Origin of the sequence: Agrobacterium sp. M50-1 (genome assembly GCF_049843495.1) — a bacterium.
Taxonomy (GTDB): domain Bacteria; phylum Pseudomonadota; class Alphaproteobacteria; order Rhizobiales; family Rhizobiaceae; genus Agrobacterium; species Agrobacterium radiobacter.
Map to the genome: position 1 here is coordinate 46,739 of NZ_JBBHZH010000007.1, position 14,310 is coordinate 61,048.

The 14,310-nt window shown below is 60.4% G+C and carries 12 protein-coding genes; 11 read left to right on the top strand and 1 reads right to left on the bottom strand.

What is annotated here, in order from left to right; all coding sequences use genetic code 11:
- Positions 1 to 34 precede the first annotated feature (34 nt).
- From WDZ78_RS17095 to WDZ78_RS17130, 8 genes are all read left to right on the top strand, one after another.
- Complete coding sequence (locus WDZ78_RS17095; protein ID WP_425673687.1) at positions 35 to 2,134, top strand: FAD-binding protein; 2,100 nt, start codon at positions 35 to 37, stop codon at positions 2,132 to 2,134.
- 384 nt (positions 2,135 to 2,518) lie between these two features.
- Entirely contained in the window at positions 2,519 to 3,334 is an 816-nt protein-coding gene (locus WDZ78_RS17100) for a DUF2189 domain-containing protein (RefSeq protein ID WP_020010171.1), read from the top strand.
- Positions 3,335 to 3,435: 101 nt separating this feature from the next.
- Positions 3,436 to 3,822: a c-type cytochrome gene (locus WDZ78_RS17105; RefSeq protein ID WP_020010172.1), complete on the top strand. Its 387-nt coding sequence runs from the start codon at positions 3,436 to 3,438 to the stop codon at positions 3,820 to 3,822.
- A gap of 178 nt (positions 3,823 to 4,000) precedes the next feature.
- Positions 4,001 to 4,816: a cytochrome c oxidase subunit II gene (locus WDZ78_RS17110; protein WP_020010173.1), complete on the top strand. Its 816-nt coding sequence runs from the start codon at positions 4,001 to 4,003 to the stop codon at positions 4,814 to 4,816.
- Positions 4,817 to 4,872: 56 nt separating this feature from the next.
- On the top strand, positions 4,873 to 6,651 hold the full coding sequence (locus WDZ78_RS17115) for a cytochrome c oxidase subunit I (protein WP_425673688.1): 1,779 nt from the start codon (positions 4,873 to 4,875) through the stop codon (positions 6,649 to 6,651).
- Positions 6,648 to 7,352 carry a cytochrome c oxidase subunit 3 gene (locus tag WDZ78_RS17120; RefSeq protein ID WP_425673689.1) on the top strand — a complete coding sequence of 235 codons (705 nt, stop codon included), beginning with the start codon at positions 6,648 to 6,650 and terminating at the stop codon, positions 7,350 to 7,352. Before WDZ78_RS17115 ends, WDZ78_RS17120 begins: the two co-directional genes overlap by 4 nt.
- Positions 7,353 to 7,469: 117 nt before the next feature.
- Positions 7,470 to 8,192, top strand: coding sequence for a heme-copper oxidase subunit III family protein (locus tag WDZ78_RS17125; RefSeq protein ID WP_425673690.1), 723 nt, complete (start codon positions 7,470 to 7,472; stop codon positions 8,190 to 8,192).
- A gap of 14 nt (positions 8,193 to 8,206) precedes the next feature.
- Positions 8,207 to 8,530, top strand: coding sequence for a cytochrome C oxidase subunit IV family protein (locus WDZ78_RS17130; RefSeq protein WP_425673691.1), 324 nt, complete (start codon positions 8,207 to 8,209; stop codon positions 8,528 to 8,530).
- Positions 8,531 to 8,546: 16 nt separating this feature from the next.
- Here WDZ78_RS17130 and WDZ78_RS17135 read toward each other — a convergent pair whose 3' ends face one another.
- Positions 8,547 to 9,593, bottom strand: a complete 1,047-nt coding sequence (locus WDZ78_RS17135) for a GlxA family transcriptional regulator (protein ID WP_020010178.1) — start codon at positions 9,591 to 9,593, stop codon at positions 8,547 to 8,549.
- 85 nt (positions 9,594 to 9,678) lie between these two features.
- Between WDZ78_RS17135 and WDZ78_RS17140 the strand changes: the two genes are divergently transcribed.
- From WDZ78_RS17140 to WDZ78_RS17150, 3 genes are all read left to right on the top strand, one after another.
- Positions 9,679 to 10,932: a sarcosine oxidase subunit beta family protein gene (locus WDZ78_RS17140; protein WP_020010179.1), complete on the top strand. Its 1,254-nt coding sequence runs from the start codon at positions 9,679 to 9,681 to the stop codon at positions 10,930 to 10,932.
- Between the two features lie 65 nt (positions 10,933 to 10,997).
- A complete protein-coding gene (locus WDZ78_RS17145; protein ID WP_003504489.1) occupies positions 10,998 to 11,318 on the top strand; it encodes a sarcosine oxidase subunit delta in 321 nt (106 codons plus the stop codon).
- Complete coding sequence (locus tag WDZ78_RS17150; RefSeq protein ID WP_425673692.1) at positions 11,315 to 14,305, top strand: sarcosine oxidase subunit alpha; 2,991 nt, start codon at positions 11,315 to 11,317, stop codon at positions 14,303 to 14,305. Before WDZ78_RS17145 ends, WDZ78_RS17150 begins: the two co-directional genes overlap by 4 nt.
- Positions 14,306 to 14,310 lie beyond the last annotated feature (5 nt).

A 14,310-nucleotide genomic window follows, 5' to 3' on the forward strand; every position in this document is an offset into this window, starting at 1 on the left:
CCTGAAAGGCAATTTACGAGGGAGTACAACGCTCATGGACGCGACCGTCCCGCAGCATATTCTTGACGCGCTCACGGATGTGAACATGCCGCGTTTGCCGAATGCGCCCGGCTCCATGGAGATGATCTCTCTCGGCGGTATCGATGTCCCGGTTCATCGCGCCGGCTGCGTCGTGGTCGGCTCCGGTGCCGCCGGGCTGCGGGCGGCGGTGGAAATGAAGCGGCGCGGCGATGACGTCGTCATCCTCAGCCAGAGCGCGTGGGGTGGGGCATCCGCCTGTTCGGGATCAGACAAACAAACGCTCCACACCGCGAACACGGCCGATCAGGGCGACAACTTCAAGGCAATGGCGCGCGCCATCCGCAGCGGCGGGGCCATGGACGAAGACACCGCCTATGTCGAGGCGGTCGGCTCGGTGCGCATGATGGCCTCCCTGCAATTCCTCGGGCTGCCTTTGCCGCAGGACCCGCTGGGCGGGACGCTGCGATATCAGACCGACCACGACGAAGTCGGACGTGCGACCAGTTGCGGACCCCGCACATCGCGGCTGATGGTCAAGGTGCTTGCGGATGAAGCGATCCGCCTGGATATCCCGTTTCACAATCACACCACCGTCGTCAAAATACTGACGGAAGGTTCTGGTGACGAAAGGCGGGTCGTCGGCGTCCTCGCCATGCAGCCGCATGAGCGCAGCGACAGCAACCCGTTCGGGATCGCCCTGTTCGTGTGTCCGGTGATAGTCCTTGCAGCCGGAGGACCGGGCGAGCTTTATCGCGACAGCGTCTATCCCAATGGCTGCTTCGGTTCGCTGGGGCTGGCGCTGGAGGCGGGGATAGACCTCGTCAACCTCACGGAAAGCCAGTTCGGCATCGGCACCCGACGGGAGGGGTTTCCCTGGAACCTGTCGGGAACCTATGTGCAGGCCATTCCGCACATTTACTCCCTGGATGCCGGGGGCAAAGAGCATCATTTTTTGGCGGACTACTATCGCAACACGCAGGAAATGGCCTCCAACATTTTCCGAAAGGGCTACCAATGGCCCTTCCATTCGACCCGGATGCTCGATTTCGGCTCAAGTCTGGTCGACCTTGCAATCTTCCGCGAGTCGGCGGCCGGGCGGCGGGTCTTCATGGATTTCAATCGCAATCCGCTGGCGGTTCCCGGTGATCTTCCGTTCAGCCTTGATCGTCTTGATACCGATGTCCGCAGCTACATCGAAAACGCCGGCGCGATGAAGGAACTGCCGATCGACCGGTTGCTGCATATGAACCCGCTCGCGATCGAACTCTACCGGCGCTACAAAATCGACATTGCCAGTGAGCCGCTGGAGTTTGCGGTGAACAACCAGCACATGAACGGCGGTATCATGGTCGATACCTGGGGGCGGACCAATCTGGCGGGCTGTTATTCCGTCGGCGAGGCCGCTGGAACACATGGGGTGACACGACCGGGCGGCGCGGCATTGAATGCCGGGCAGGTGTTCGGCACACGCGTAGCCGAACATATCGGCGCAAGCCGTCGCGCGAAATCTTCGTCATCGGGAAATATCGAGGCGGTGGCGTTAGCGGGGCTCGACGGCCTGCTTGCCATTCTGAAGGAGGATAGTCGCCTGTCCGCCAGGGACATCCGCACCGAAATCCAGTCCCGCATGAGCGACAAGGCGGGGATGATATGCGATGCCGAAAGTGTTTCTCAGGCGCTTGCCGAGGCGCGTTCGCTCAATGCAACGATCCGCTTGAACGGGATCGCTTACGGACGGGCAGCAGAGGCGGTTCGCGCCGTTCAGTGGCAACAGATGGCGATAGCGTCCGAGGCCGTACTCACGGCATTGGATTACTTCATTCGCAACGGCGGGGGCAGCCGGGGCGCACGCGCGATCTGCGACGCTGACGGTGAACTGGTTCCGAACGTCAATGCGGGCCCCCTGCATGAATTCCGCTTTCGCAGGGAGAAAGACGATCATCGAAGCGAACAGATTGTCGTCAGGCTCGAAGGTGAGGATATGGCGACATCGACGCGTCCCAACCGTGTCTTCGATGAAAGCCAGAAATCCTTCTTTGAACGGGACTGGCCCGCCTGGCTCACCGGACGCATCTATGATCTCGGCGAAAGAGAAGGATGCGCCGAAGACTGAATTCGTTTTGAATTATGCTCGGACGGGCCCCAGTCACGCCTTTGATACGGCCGATCAGCATTCTGTCCTCGCGCTCGCAAGCCAGGCGCCTTTCAAGAGAAAACATGAAGAAGCGGATCAGCCTCGGCAGGTGGAGGTGTTTTCCTCCATGGCTGGCCAGTTTGCCGATGCGAGGAGCCCCCCGGCGGGATTGTCTTCGAAGGACCGGCGTTGCCCCCGGTCGCGCTGACGACGAGCATCTAATTTCTCTAATTTAAAGAACAGGCGACAAAGGCGCCCGGATTTGATAAATTACAATTTAGCCGGTTGCGGTTTGACGCGCGGATAAAGTCTCCAGGCGTTTCCACGCCGCCAGCCGGATCATGGCGCAGGAGGAGAAGTGCTATGACGGCATTCCATGTCATGGCCGGTGCGACCGGTGAATTTACCCGCCCCGAAGTCCGCAAGATTGGTTTCGCGGATATTGTCGATGCATTGAGGCTGGGGCTTGATGACTTCAAAGAGAAGCCGTCCCATTATGTCTTTCTCTGTCTTATGTATCCCATTGCGGGTGTTTTTCTGGTCATGTGGAGTTCCGGCGCCAATCTGTTGCCGCTGATTTATCCCTTGATGTCAGGTTTTGCGCTGATCGGTCCGATTGCGGCCATCGGTCTTTATGAAATCAGCCGCCGACGCGAGCAGGGGTTGGATAGCTCCTGGCGTCATGCGCTGGAGGTTCGTCACTCTCCGGCCCTGCCGTCGATTATCGCGGTCGCCGTCATGCTGTTCGTGCTTTTCGCCGTCTGGCTGATTGTTGCGCAGCACCTCTACACCACGACGTTCGATGCGGCCGGTCCGGCCTCGCTCTCAACCTTTCTGTCAGACGTGCTGACCACCCCGCAGGGACTTTCCCTGATAATCTGGGGGAATCTTGCCGGTTTTGTTTTCGCGGTCATTGTGCTGGCGACAACGGTGGTGGCGTTCCCGCTGCTGCTGGATCGGGATGTCGGCGCAGTCGCGGCGGTGGATGCGAGCATACGCGCCACGCTTGCCAATCCGGTTCCCGTTGCGCTTTGGGGGGTGATCGTCGCGGCGCTGCTCGTCGTCGGCACAATCCCGGTTTTCGTCGGCCTTGCTGTCATCATGCCCATCCTCGGACATGCAACCTGGCACCTTTATCGGAAATTGATCGTCCCCGTTTATCCAAACCGTATGCCTTGAACTCATAACGGAAATCTAGCTGTCGATCATCCTTCCCGCCGTTGCGGCTCTCCTGAGGGAGCCGTGGCGGCCGGGATGGCGATGGAGCGCGTGAGGATGCCATGTCGTATCGTTTTCCTGCCATCTGTCTGCTTTTCGCCATTACCCTTCCGCTTGATGCGCACGCACAGGAGGGCGACCCTGCCGCCGGCGCGACGGTTTTCAAAAAATGCGGCATTTGTCATGTCGCCGAAACCGACCAGAACAAGGTCGGTCCCTCGCTGAACGGCCTGTTCGGCCGAACCGCCGGCACCCATCCGAATTTCGCCTATTCCCAGGCGATGCAGGATGCGGGCAAGGCCGGGCTGGTGTGGGACGAGACATCACTTCGCGATTATCTGCACGACCCCAAGGCTAAGGTGAAGGGCACAAAAATGGCCTTTGCCGGGGTGAAGGATGACACCGACATCACCAATCTCATCGCCTATCTGAAGCAATACTCCAAGTAGCGAAAGATGTGTGCCGAAGAGCTGTCTTTCGCCGGGGTGGATCGGCAGGATAGGGCCGAATGAGCGGCGAACCGCTGCTGTTACCGCAATTGCTCGCCCGAACCGTTCATGAGATAATGCTAATACGTTTCGCGATAGGATTGTAGAAATAGTCGCGGCCGTGTCAGGGGAGGAGACGATGGCTGTCGTTGTGGTTCTCGTTCTGCTGGTGGTGGGGTCGATTGCATTCCACCTGCTGAGCCCTTGGTGGTGGACGCCGATTGCCTCCAACTGGAGCTATATCGACAATACGATCATCATCACCTTCTGGATTACCGGTTTCGTTTTTTCCGCCATCGTGTTGTTCGTCGCCTATTGCGTCTTCCGTTTCAGGCACCGAACCGGAAACCGGGCGGCATACCAGCCTGAAAACAAGCGCCTGGAAGGGTGGCTGGCCGGAGGAACCGGGGTCGGCGTGGCTGCCATGCTTCTGCCGGGCCTCTTCGTGTGGAACCAGTTCGTGACCGTGCCTGATGGCGCCAGCGAGGTGGAAGTCGTCGGTCAGCAATGGCAATGGAGTTTCCGGCTGCCCGGTGCGGATGGCCGGCTCGGACGGGCGGATACGCGCGCTATTGCACCGGACAATCCTCTCGGTTTGAACAGAAACGACCCCGCCGGAATGGACGATGTCATCGTTGAAGGCGGCGAGCTGCATTTGCCCGCCGGCAGGCCGGTGAAAATGCTGCTGCGCGCGATTGACGTGGTGCATGATTTCTACGTGCCGGAGTTCCGGGCCAAGATGGACATGATCCCCGGTTCGGTCACCTATTACTGGTTCACCCCGACGCGGACGGGAACCTTCGAGGTTCTCTGCGCGGAACTGTGCGGCGTCGGCCATCCGCAGATGCGCGGCACGGTCGTCGTCGATACCGAGGCTGACTATCAGGCCTGGCTACAGCAGCAACCGACTTTCTCGAAATCGCTGGCTTTGGCGGAAAAGTCGGCAGCCAGATGAACGCCATGCATCGTTGAAGGGAAAAGCTGCGCCGGAGGAAACAGGGAGGACGGAAGATGGTCGAGATTGGATCCGGCGCGGGGCAGGTCATCCAGCCCGCTGAGGTCGAGGATGTCGAGCTTTATCACCCGAAAAGCTGGTGGACGAAATATGTCTTCAGCCAGGATGCCAAGATCATCGCCATTCAATATTTCCTGACTGCGACGGCAATCGGCATGGTGGCGCTGGTGCTGTCCTGGCTGATGCGCCTGCAACTCGGCTTTCCCGGTTATTTCTCCTTCATCGACGCGGAACATTATTATCAGTTCATCACCATGCACGGCATGATCATGGTGATTTACCTGCTTACTGCCCTGTTTCTCGGCGGTTTCGGCAATTATCTGATCCCGCTTATGCTCGGCGCGCGCGACATGGTGTTCCCCTATGCGAATATGCTGAGCTACTGGCTCTATCTTCTCGCGGTCATCGTCTTGGTCGCCGGTTTCTTCGCGCCCGGCGGGCCGACGGGCGCGGGCTGGACGCTTTATCCGCCGCAGGCGCTGCTGTCGGGAACGCCGGGCGGGCGCGACTGGGGCATCATCCTGATGCTGTCCTCGCTGATCCTTTTCATCATCGGCTTCACTTTGGGCGGGCTGAATTACGTCGTCACCGTGCTCCAAGGGCGCACGCGCGGCATGACGCTGATGCGCATGCCCCTGACGATCTGGGGTATCTTCACGGCGACCGCCATGGCGCTTCTCGCCTTCCCGGCGCTTCTCGTTGCCGCCGTCATGATGTTGTTCGACCGGCTGCTCGGCACGAGCTTCTTCATGCCCGCCATTGTCGAGATGGGCGAACAGCTGAAGCAGGAGGGCGGCAGCCCCATCCTGTTCCAGCACCTGTTCTGGTTCTTCGGCCATCCGGAAGTCTATATCGTCGCACTTCCGGCCTTCGGCATCGTCTCGGATTTGATCAGCACCCATGCACGCAAGAATATCTTCGGTTACCGGATGATGGTCTGGGCGATCGTCATCATCGCGGCGCTGAGCTTCGTCGTCTGGGCGCATCACATGTATGTCAGCGGCATGAACCCGAATTTCGGCTTCTTTTTTGCGACCACGACGCTGATCATCGCCGTGCCGACGGCGATCAAGGTCTATAACTGGGTGCTCACGCTCTGGCGCGGCGATATCCATTTGACCTTGCCGATGCTGTTTTCGCTCGCCTTCATCGTCACATTCATCAATGGCGGATTGACCGGTCTTTTCCTCGGCAATGTCGTCGTAGACGTTCCGCTTTCGGATACGATGTTCGTTGTCGCGCATTTTCATATGGTGATGGGGGTCGCGCCGATCATGGTGATTTTCGGCGCGATCCACCATTGGTATCCGAAAGTCACGGGCCGGATGCTGAACGCGGCGATGGGGCATATCCACTTCTGGATCACCTTTCTCGGCGCTTATGCCATCTTCTTCCCGATGCATTATCTCGGCCTGATGGGCGTGCCGCGCCGTTATTACGAGCTGGGCGAGACCGCTTTCATCCCACCCTCGGCACACACGCTCAACATGTTCATCTCCGTTGCGGCACTGGTCGTCGGCGCCGCGCAACTGCTGTTCCTGTTCAATCTCGCCTGGAGCCTTCGCTGGGGCAAAAAGGCCGGCGGCAATCCGTGGCGGGCGACGACACTGGAATGGCAAACGCCGCAGACCCCGCCCGTTCATGGAAACTGGGGCAAGGAGCTGCCGGTCGTCTATCGCTGGCCTTATGACTACAGCGTGCCCGGCGCGGATGAGGACTTCCTGCCGCAAAACCAGCCGGCTGCGGCCGGACCGTCCGAAAGGGCTCTGTCATGATCGCCATTCTCATTTTCATGGCGGGTGTTGCCGGCATCATCGCCTGGTGGATGGCGGGGCAGCGGTTGACATCAAAGCCATGGCTGGAAGTGGGAGTGGCGGGCGATGCGCCGCAGATGCAGGGATCGTCGGCAACAATAGCGAAACTCGGGCTCGGCATTTTTCTGGGTGTCGTGGGCGCGCTGTTCACGCTGCTCATCAGCGCCTATCTCGGCCGCATGGGCGGCGCGGACTGGTGGGGCATCCCCATTCCCGGGCTGTTATGGGCCAATACTGCTGTGCTCGCCGCCAGTAGTCTCGCACTGCAATGGGCAAAAACCGAAGCCGGCGCCGGTCGCCGGGACAGGCTGAACACGGCTCTTGCAGCAGCCTTTGCGACGGCCGTTCTCTTCGTCGCCGGGCAGTTTCTGGCGTGGTGGCAACTCACCGCCGCGGGCTATGTGCTGGCGGATAACCCATCCAACAGTTTCTTTTACATGATCACCGGGCTGCACGGCCTGCATATAGCGGGCGGGCTCTGCGTGCTTGGACGCACCGCAATACGCACCCGGAGCGAACCCCTGTCGGCAAGGACGCGCCTGAGCGTAGAGCTGTGCGCCATCTACTGGCATTTCATGCTGGTGATATGGCTGATCCTTTTTGCGCTTTTTGCAGGCTGGGCGAATAGTTTTGTCGATCTATGCCGTCAATTGGTCAGCTAGAGGGCGGGAGATGTGCTCGAGCACGTCCCGCCGCTCTAAGTTCTATCAAAGCATCGGATTTTCCGGACGTAAAGCCGCTACGAACTTTTACTGGAAATCCTCTAAGGAGTGTCGATCATGACCGCATCCATGGAAAGGCCAGCAAGCGATCCGCATCTGCGCCCCACGGGACTGCGCGGGGTTGCCGCCGATCTGTCGTCGGACCAGAGGGCGTTCAAGAACGTCTCCTGGGGCAAGGCGATGATGTGGATCTTCATCCTCAGCGACATCTTCATTTTCGGCTGTTTCCTTCTGGCCTATATGTCCGCGCGCATGTCGACCACCGTCGCCTGGCCCAATCCGAGCGAGGTTTTTGCGCTGACGATTGGCGGCAAGGACATTCCGCTGATCCTGATTGCCATCATGACCTTCGTCCTCATCAGCAGCAGCGGCACGATGGCCATGGCCGTCAATTTCGGATACCGCCGCGATCGTCGCAAAACTGCCGCGCTGATGGTGGTAACGGCCCTCCTTGGCGCGACATTCGTCGGAATGCAGGCATTCGAATGGACGAAACTGATCGGGGAAGGTGTGCGTCCATGGGAAAACCCCTGGGGTGCGGCGCAATTCGGTTCGACTTTCTTCATGATCACTGGCTTTCACGGCACCCATGTCTCGATAGGCGTGCTGTTCCTCCTCATCATCGCGCGCAAGGTATGGCGGGGAGATTTCGATCAGGAAAGGCGCGGATTTTTTACCAGCCGCAAGGGGCACTACGAGGTTGTGGAGATCGTGGGGCTTTATTGGCACTTCGTCGATCTGGTGTGGGTCTTCATCTTTGCATTTTTCTATCTGTGGTGAGTGAGGATGGCATCATGGCACAGGAACAGTCACGGCAGCATCCGATAAGACTTTACATGGTGGCCTGGGGATTGCTTTTTGTCCTCAGCACCTTCTCCTATCTGGTCGATTATCTCGGCATTCAGGGCTATCCCAGATGGTCTTTGATCATCGTATTCATGCTGCTGAAGGCGGGGCTGATCATCGCGATTTTCATGCATCTGGCCTGGGAGCGGCTGGTCTTGATCTACGTCATCCTGCTCCCGCCGGGCCTCGTGCTTGTCTTTGCCGCCCTGATGGTGTCGGAATCCAATTATACGGCTTTCACCCGTCTGACCTTTATGACTGCGGGTTCCTAGACCGCTGCAACATATTTCAGGCTTGCGGAAGCAGCACGCCGACGGCGAATTCCTCGTCGGTTGCCGTGTGGCCGGCCTGTGTCTTGCGATATTCGCTGGGCGTGAAACCGCGCTCGGTTCGCAGGGTGCGGGAAAGATGTGGCGCGTCGCAGAAACCGGTGGCGAGCGCAATCTGGGTGATCGGGTCATGCGTGGTGCGCAGGAGGGAGAGCGCACGGTCCAGCCGAAGCTCGAGATAGACCTTGGACGGCGTCGCGTTCAGGTCGGTGAGGAAACGCCGTTCGAGACTGCGGCGGCCAAGGCCGAGGTCGCTCGCCAGTTCCAGCACGGTTTTCGGAACCTCGATATTCTGCTGCATCCGCAGGATCGCTTTTTTGACGAGGGGATCATTGGCCTTGCGCGTGCTCTGCTGGCCGGGCTGGGGTTTTTCGCCGCTCAGCGCGCTGTCGATCATCATGATGTTGAGGCTTTTGATGGCGGCTGACTGGCCGACATGACGCTCGACGAGGAAGGCTGCCAGATGCGCGGCGCCGTGACCACCGGAACAGGTCAGCCGGTCGCGGTCGATGACGAAGATCTGGTCGGAGATCATCTGGACGGTATCGAAACGGTCGAGAAAATCCTGATGGTGGAACCAGCTCACGCAGCAGCGATAACCATCAAGCAGGCCCGCTTCGTGCAGAATGAAAACACCGGTGCAGAGCCCGACGATGGGAATGCCCGCCGCCGCCCGGTCTTTTAGGAACCGCAGCGCTTCCTGCGGCAGGGCGCTGTGATCGCTGATCAAGCCGCCGACAACGACGATATAGTCGTAATGCCCGGCGTCCATCAGCCGTGTATCCGGCTGCACCTTCACGCCGCAGCTCGATTGCACGCTGCCGAGCGTTGCCGAGAGCACCGACCATTCGCAGAGGATCGGCCGGGAACGGTCCGCCTCATCAGCGGCAAGGCGCAGCACATCAACGAAATTCGCAAAGGCCGACAGTGTGAAGCGGTCGGCAAGCAGGAAGGCGACGCTGAGGCGTTTTCTGGCGCGGTGTGAAGTCATGACGCAAATATTCATGCAAACAGACGCGATTGTCCAGCCGCGGCGCGGCAAATGCTCATAGCGTTTACGACACGAGATTTTCCAACCATCGGGTCCGCTCATGACGCGTTTTAATGCTTTCAATCTTTTGCGGAATGCCCTGACCGGCCACAAGAACTGGGACGAGCAGTGGCCGGACAGCCAGCCGAAAACCGAATATGACGTGGTCATCGTCGGCGCCGGCGGCCATGGTCTGGGCGCCGCCTATTATCTGGCCAGCCAGCACGGCATCACCAATGTCGCCGTCATCGACAAGGGCTGGCTCGGCGGCGGTAATACCGGCCGCAACACCACGATCATCCGCTCCAACTATCTCTATGACGAGAGCGCCCGTCTTTACGATCACGCCGTCGATCTCTGGGAGAATTTGAGCCAGGAGCTGAACTACAACGTCATGTATTCAAGGCGCGGCGTGCTGATGCTGGCCCACAATGTGCATGACGTGCAGAGCTTCAAGCGCCACATCCATTCCAACCGTTTGAACGGTGTGGACAATCGCTGGCTTACCCCGGAAGAATGCAAGGACTATTGCCCGCCGCTCAGCATTGCGCCGAATGCGCGTTATCCTGTCATGGGCGGTGCGCTTCAGGAACGGGCCGGCACGGCGCGCCACGATGCGGTTGCCTGGGGTTATGCGCGCGGCGCTGCCGCCCGTGGTGTCGATATCATCCAGAACTGCCCGGTCACCGCCATTCGCCGTAACGCAGACGGCTCCGTTGCGGGCGTCGAGACGGCGAGGGGCTTCATCAAGGCGAAGAAGGTCGCGGTTTCCGCCGCCGGCCACACCTCTGTTGTGATGGACACGGCGGGTGTGCGCCTGCCGCTCGAAAGCTACCCGCTGCAGGCGCTGGTGTCGGAGCCGATCAAGCCGATTTTCCCCTGCGTTGTCATGTCGAACGCGGTCCACGCTTATATCAGCCAGTCCGACAAGGGCGAGCTGGTTATCGGTTCAGGTACGGACCAATATACATCCTATTCGCAGCGCGGCGGTCTGCCGCTGATTGAGCATACGATCGCTGCGATCGTCGAGATTTTCCCGATCTTCAATCGCATGCGCATGCTGCGCAAATGGGGCGGCATCGTCGACGTTACGCCGGATCGCTCGGCCATTCTCGGCAAGACGCCGGTTGACGGGCTTTATGTCAATTGCGGCTGGGGTACGGGCGGCTTCAAGGCCACGCCGGGCGCTGCGCACACCTTCGCCTGGACCATTGCCAAAAACGAACCGCACCCGATCAACGCGCCGTTCACGCTGGAGCGTTTCCGTTCCGGCCGCCTGATCGACGAGGCCGCCGCCGCCGCCGTGGCGCATTAATTCACGCATTTTCCGGACGTAAAACCGCGCTGCACTTTTACTGGAAATGCTCTGAGGATACGACGATGCTTTTGATCCGCTGCCCCTATTGCAATGAAACCTTGCCCGAGGCCGAATTCACCTATGCCGGGCAGGCCCATATTACCCGCGCCGCCGATCCCTCGTCGCAGACCGATGAGCAATGGGAAGAATTCCTGTTCATCCGCGAAAACGTGAAAGGCCCGCATTTCGAGCGCTGGCGGCATCTGCATGGTTGCGGCCGCTTCTTCAACGCCGTGCGTGATACGGTGAGCGACCGGTTCCTCACGACCTATCGGGCGGGTGAACCGCGTCCAGAACTTTCTTCCCTGACCCGTGCACCAGCCAGTTCCGAGGTGTCGAAATGAACTCTTATCGCGTTTCCGGCCGTGGCCGTGTGGATGCCGCCCGCTCGGTCAGCTTTACCTTCGATGGCAGGACCTATCGCGGCGTGAAGGGCGATACGGTCGCCTCGGCACTTCTCGCCAATGGTGTGCATCTCATGGGCCGCTCGTTCAAATACCACCGCCCGCGCGGCCCGGTGGCGGCGGGTTCCGAAGAGCCGAATGCGCTGATCGGCACCCGCCGCAGCGCAGGGCGTTTCGAGCCGAATACCCGCGCCACGGTGCAGGAAATCTGGAACGGGCTGGAAACCACCTCCCAGAACAAATATCCGAGCCTGAAATTTGATATCGGCGCGGTCAATGACATGGCCTATATGCTGTTTTCGGCGGGTTTTTACTACAAGACCTTCATGTGGCCGAAGAGCTTCTGGAACAAGGTCTATGAGCCCTTCATCCGCGCGGCCGCAGGGCTTGGCGTTTCGCCGACCGAAGAAGACCCGGATATTTATGCATCGCGCAATTTGCATTGCGATGTGCTGGTTGTCGGCGCAGGTCCCGCCGGTCTGGCGGCGGCGCACGCGGCGGCGGTCGATGGTCTCAAGGTCGTGCTGGTCGATGAAAATGCCGAAGCCGGCGGCACGCTGCTGTCGGAGCCGCAGGCGAAGATCGATGGCAAGCCCGCATGGAACTGGCTGGCGGATGAATTGACGGCTTTGAAGGAGCGCGGCGTCAAAGTGATGACCCGCACGACGGCCATTGCCTATTACCACCAGAACATGATCGGCCTTTGCGAAAAGCTCACGGACCATCTGGAAACCGTGCCGAAGGATACGCCGCGCGAGCGCCTGTGGCGCGTTCGGGCGCGTCAGGTCGTATTGGCGCAGGGCGCACTGGAGAAGCCGCTGGTCTTCCACGGTAACGACCGGCCGGGCGTGATGCTCGCGGGTGCCGCCCAGACCTATCTCAACCGCTACGGCGTCAAGGTCGGCAACCGGCCGGTGGTGGTGACGAGCCATGACAGCGCCTGGTACGCCGCTTTTGATCTTCACGGAGCGGGCGCACCTGTTCAGGCCATTGTCGATACCCGCGCCAAGGTGCGGGAAGAACTGGTGAACGAGGCGCGCGCTCTCGGCATTCCGGTCAAGCTGTCGCATACGGTCACGGCGACGTCGGGGCGGCTGCGGGTCAAATCGGTTCGGGTCAATCCGGTTAATGGTGCGTCGGTCGGTGCGGGACAGGAAATCGCCTGCGACGCGGTGCTGATGTCAGGCGGCTGGACGCCGTCGCTGCATCTCTTTTCCCATACGCAGGGCAAGATCGCCTGGGATGACGAGCGGACTACCTTCCTTCCTGCCGCCACCAACGAGGATTGCGTGATTGCCGGGGCCGGGCGCGGGCTCTGGGGCATCGAGGCGGCGCTGAAGGACGGCGCTGAGCGGGGCCGTGAAGTTGCAGCAGCACTCGGCAAGGCCGCCAATATTTCCAGCCATGCGGTGGAACATGACCGCACCGGCAGCGGCGTCTCGCATACCGAATTGCCGAGCGACCGCGATGCCGGCAAGGCCAAGGCTTTCGTGGATTACCAGAACGACGTGACCGCCAAGGATCTGCGGCTTGCCGTGCGCGAGGGCATGCGGTCCATTGAGCATGTCAAGCGCTACACCACCAATGGCATGGCCACCGATCAGGGCAAGATGTCCAACATCAACGGCCTCAATATCGCGGCGGAAGCGCTCGGCAAACGCCAACCGCAGGTGGGACTGACGACCTTCCGCCCGCCCTATACGCCGACGACCTTCGGAGCCTTCGCCGGTTATCACCGCGGCGCGCATTTCGAGGTGACGCGCAAGACGCAGATCGACGGGTGGGCTGAGGCCCATGGCGCGGTCTACGAACCGGTCGGGCAATGGCGTCGCGCCTGGTATTTCCCGAAACCGGGCGAAGACATGGATGCGGCTGTCGGCCGCGAATGCCGGGCGGTGCGCCAGACTGTGGGCATTTTCGACGCTTCGACGCTCGGCAAGATCGAGGTTGTCGGGCCTGATGCGGTCGAGTTCATGAACCGCATGTATACCAATCCCTGGACGAAGCTCGCTGCCGGCCGCTGCCGTTATGGCCTGCTGCTCGGCGATGACGGCTTCATTCGCGACGATGGCGTCATCGGCCGCATGACCGAAGACCGTTTCCACGTCACCACCACGACAGGCGGCGCCGCCCGCGTGCTGAACATGATGGAGGATTACCTCCAGACGGAGTGGCCGGATCTCAATGTCTGGCTGACCTCGACGACCGAACAGTGGTCCACCATTGCGCTGAACGGCCCGAACGCGGCAAAGCTGCTTGCGCCGCTGGTGGAGGGCGTCGAACTGACGGAAGAGGCCTTCCCGCATATGTCCTGCGTGGAGTGCACCGTGGCCGGCATGCCGGCGCGGCTGTTCCGCGTCAGCTTCACCGGCGAGATCGGCTTCGAGGTCAATGTGCCGGCACCGCTCGGCCGAAAGCTCTGGGAAATCCTGTGGGAGGCCGGCCAGCAATATGGCATCACGCCTTACGGCACGGAAACCATGCATGTGCTGCGTGCCGAAAAGGGTTACATCATCGTCGGCCAGGATACCGATGGCACGGTCACGCCCTATGATGCGGCGATGGGCTGGGCCGTGGGCAAGAACAAGCCGGATTTCGTCGGCAAGCGCGGCCTTGCCCGCCCCGATCTCGTCGCCAAGGATCGCCGTCATCTCGTCGGCCTTCTGACCGAAGACCGCTCGAAGCTGGAAGAGGGCGCGCAAATCGTCTTCGACCCGAAACAGCCGATCCCGATGAAAATGGTCGGCCATGTCACCTCGTCCTATCACTCGGATGCTGTCGGCCGGCCCATCGCGCTGGCTCTGGTGGAGGGTGGCCATGAGCGGATGGGCGAGACCGTCTACATCCCCATGCTGGACCGCACCATTGCCGCGAAAATCACCGGGATGGTCTTTGTCGATCCCGAAAATACCCGCCTGAAAATCTGACCCGG

Excerpts from the sequence above, each read along its gene's own strand:
- WDZ78_RS17095 (WP_425673687.1), top strand. The coding sequence starts at position 35 with ATGGACGCGACCGTCCCGCAGCATATTCTTGACGCGCTCACGGATGTG.
- WDZ78_RS17100 (WP_020010171.1), top strand. The coding sequence starts at position 2,519 with ATGACGGCATTCCATGTCATGGCCGGTGCGACCGGTGAATTTACCCGC.
- WDZ78_RS17105 (WP_020010172.1), top strand. The coding sequence starts at position 3,436 with ATGTCGTATCGTTTTCCTGCCATCTGTCTGCTTTTCGCCATTACCCTT.
- WDZ78_RS17110 (WP_020010173.1), top strand. The coding sequence starts at position 4,001 with ATGGCTGTCGTTGTGGTTCTCGTTCTGCTGGTGGTGGGGTCGATTGCA.
- WDZ78_RS17115 (WP_425673688.1), top strand. The coding sequence starts at position 4,873 with ATGGTCGAGATTGGATCCGGCGCGGGGCAGGTCATCCAGCCCGCTGAG.
- WDZ78_RS17120 (WP_425673689.1), top strand. The coding sequence starts at position 6,648 with ATGATCGCCATTCTCATTTTCATGGCGGGTGTTGCCGGCATCATCGCC.
- WDZ78_RS17125 (WP_425673690.1), top strand. The coding sequence starts at position 7,470 with ATGACCGCATCCATGGAAAGGCCAGCAAGCGATCCGCATCTGCGCCCC.
- WDZ78_RS17130 (WP_425673691.1), top strand. The coding sequence starts at position 8,207 with ATGGCACAGGAACAGTCACGGCAGCATCCGATAAGACTTTACATGGTG.
- WDZ78_RS17135 (WP_020010178.1), bottom strand. The coding sequence starts at position 9,593 with ATGAATATTTGCGTCATGACTTCACACCGCGCCAGAAAACGCCTCAGC.
- WDZ78_RS17140 (WP_020010179.1), top strand. The coding sequence starts at position 9,679 with ATGACGCGTTTTAATGCTTTCAATCTTTTGCGGAATGCCCTGACCGGC.
- WDZ78_RS17145 (WP_003504489.1), top strand. The coding sequence starts at position 10,998 with ATGCTTTTGATCCGCTGCCCCTATTGCAATGAAACCTTGCCCGAGGCC.
- WDZ78_RS17150 (WP_425673692.1), top strand. The coding sequence starts at position 11,315 with ATGAACTCTTATCGCGTTTCCGGCCGTGGCCGTGTGGATGCCGCCCGC.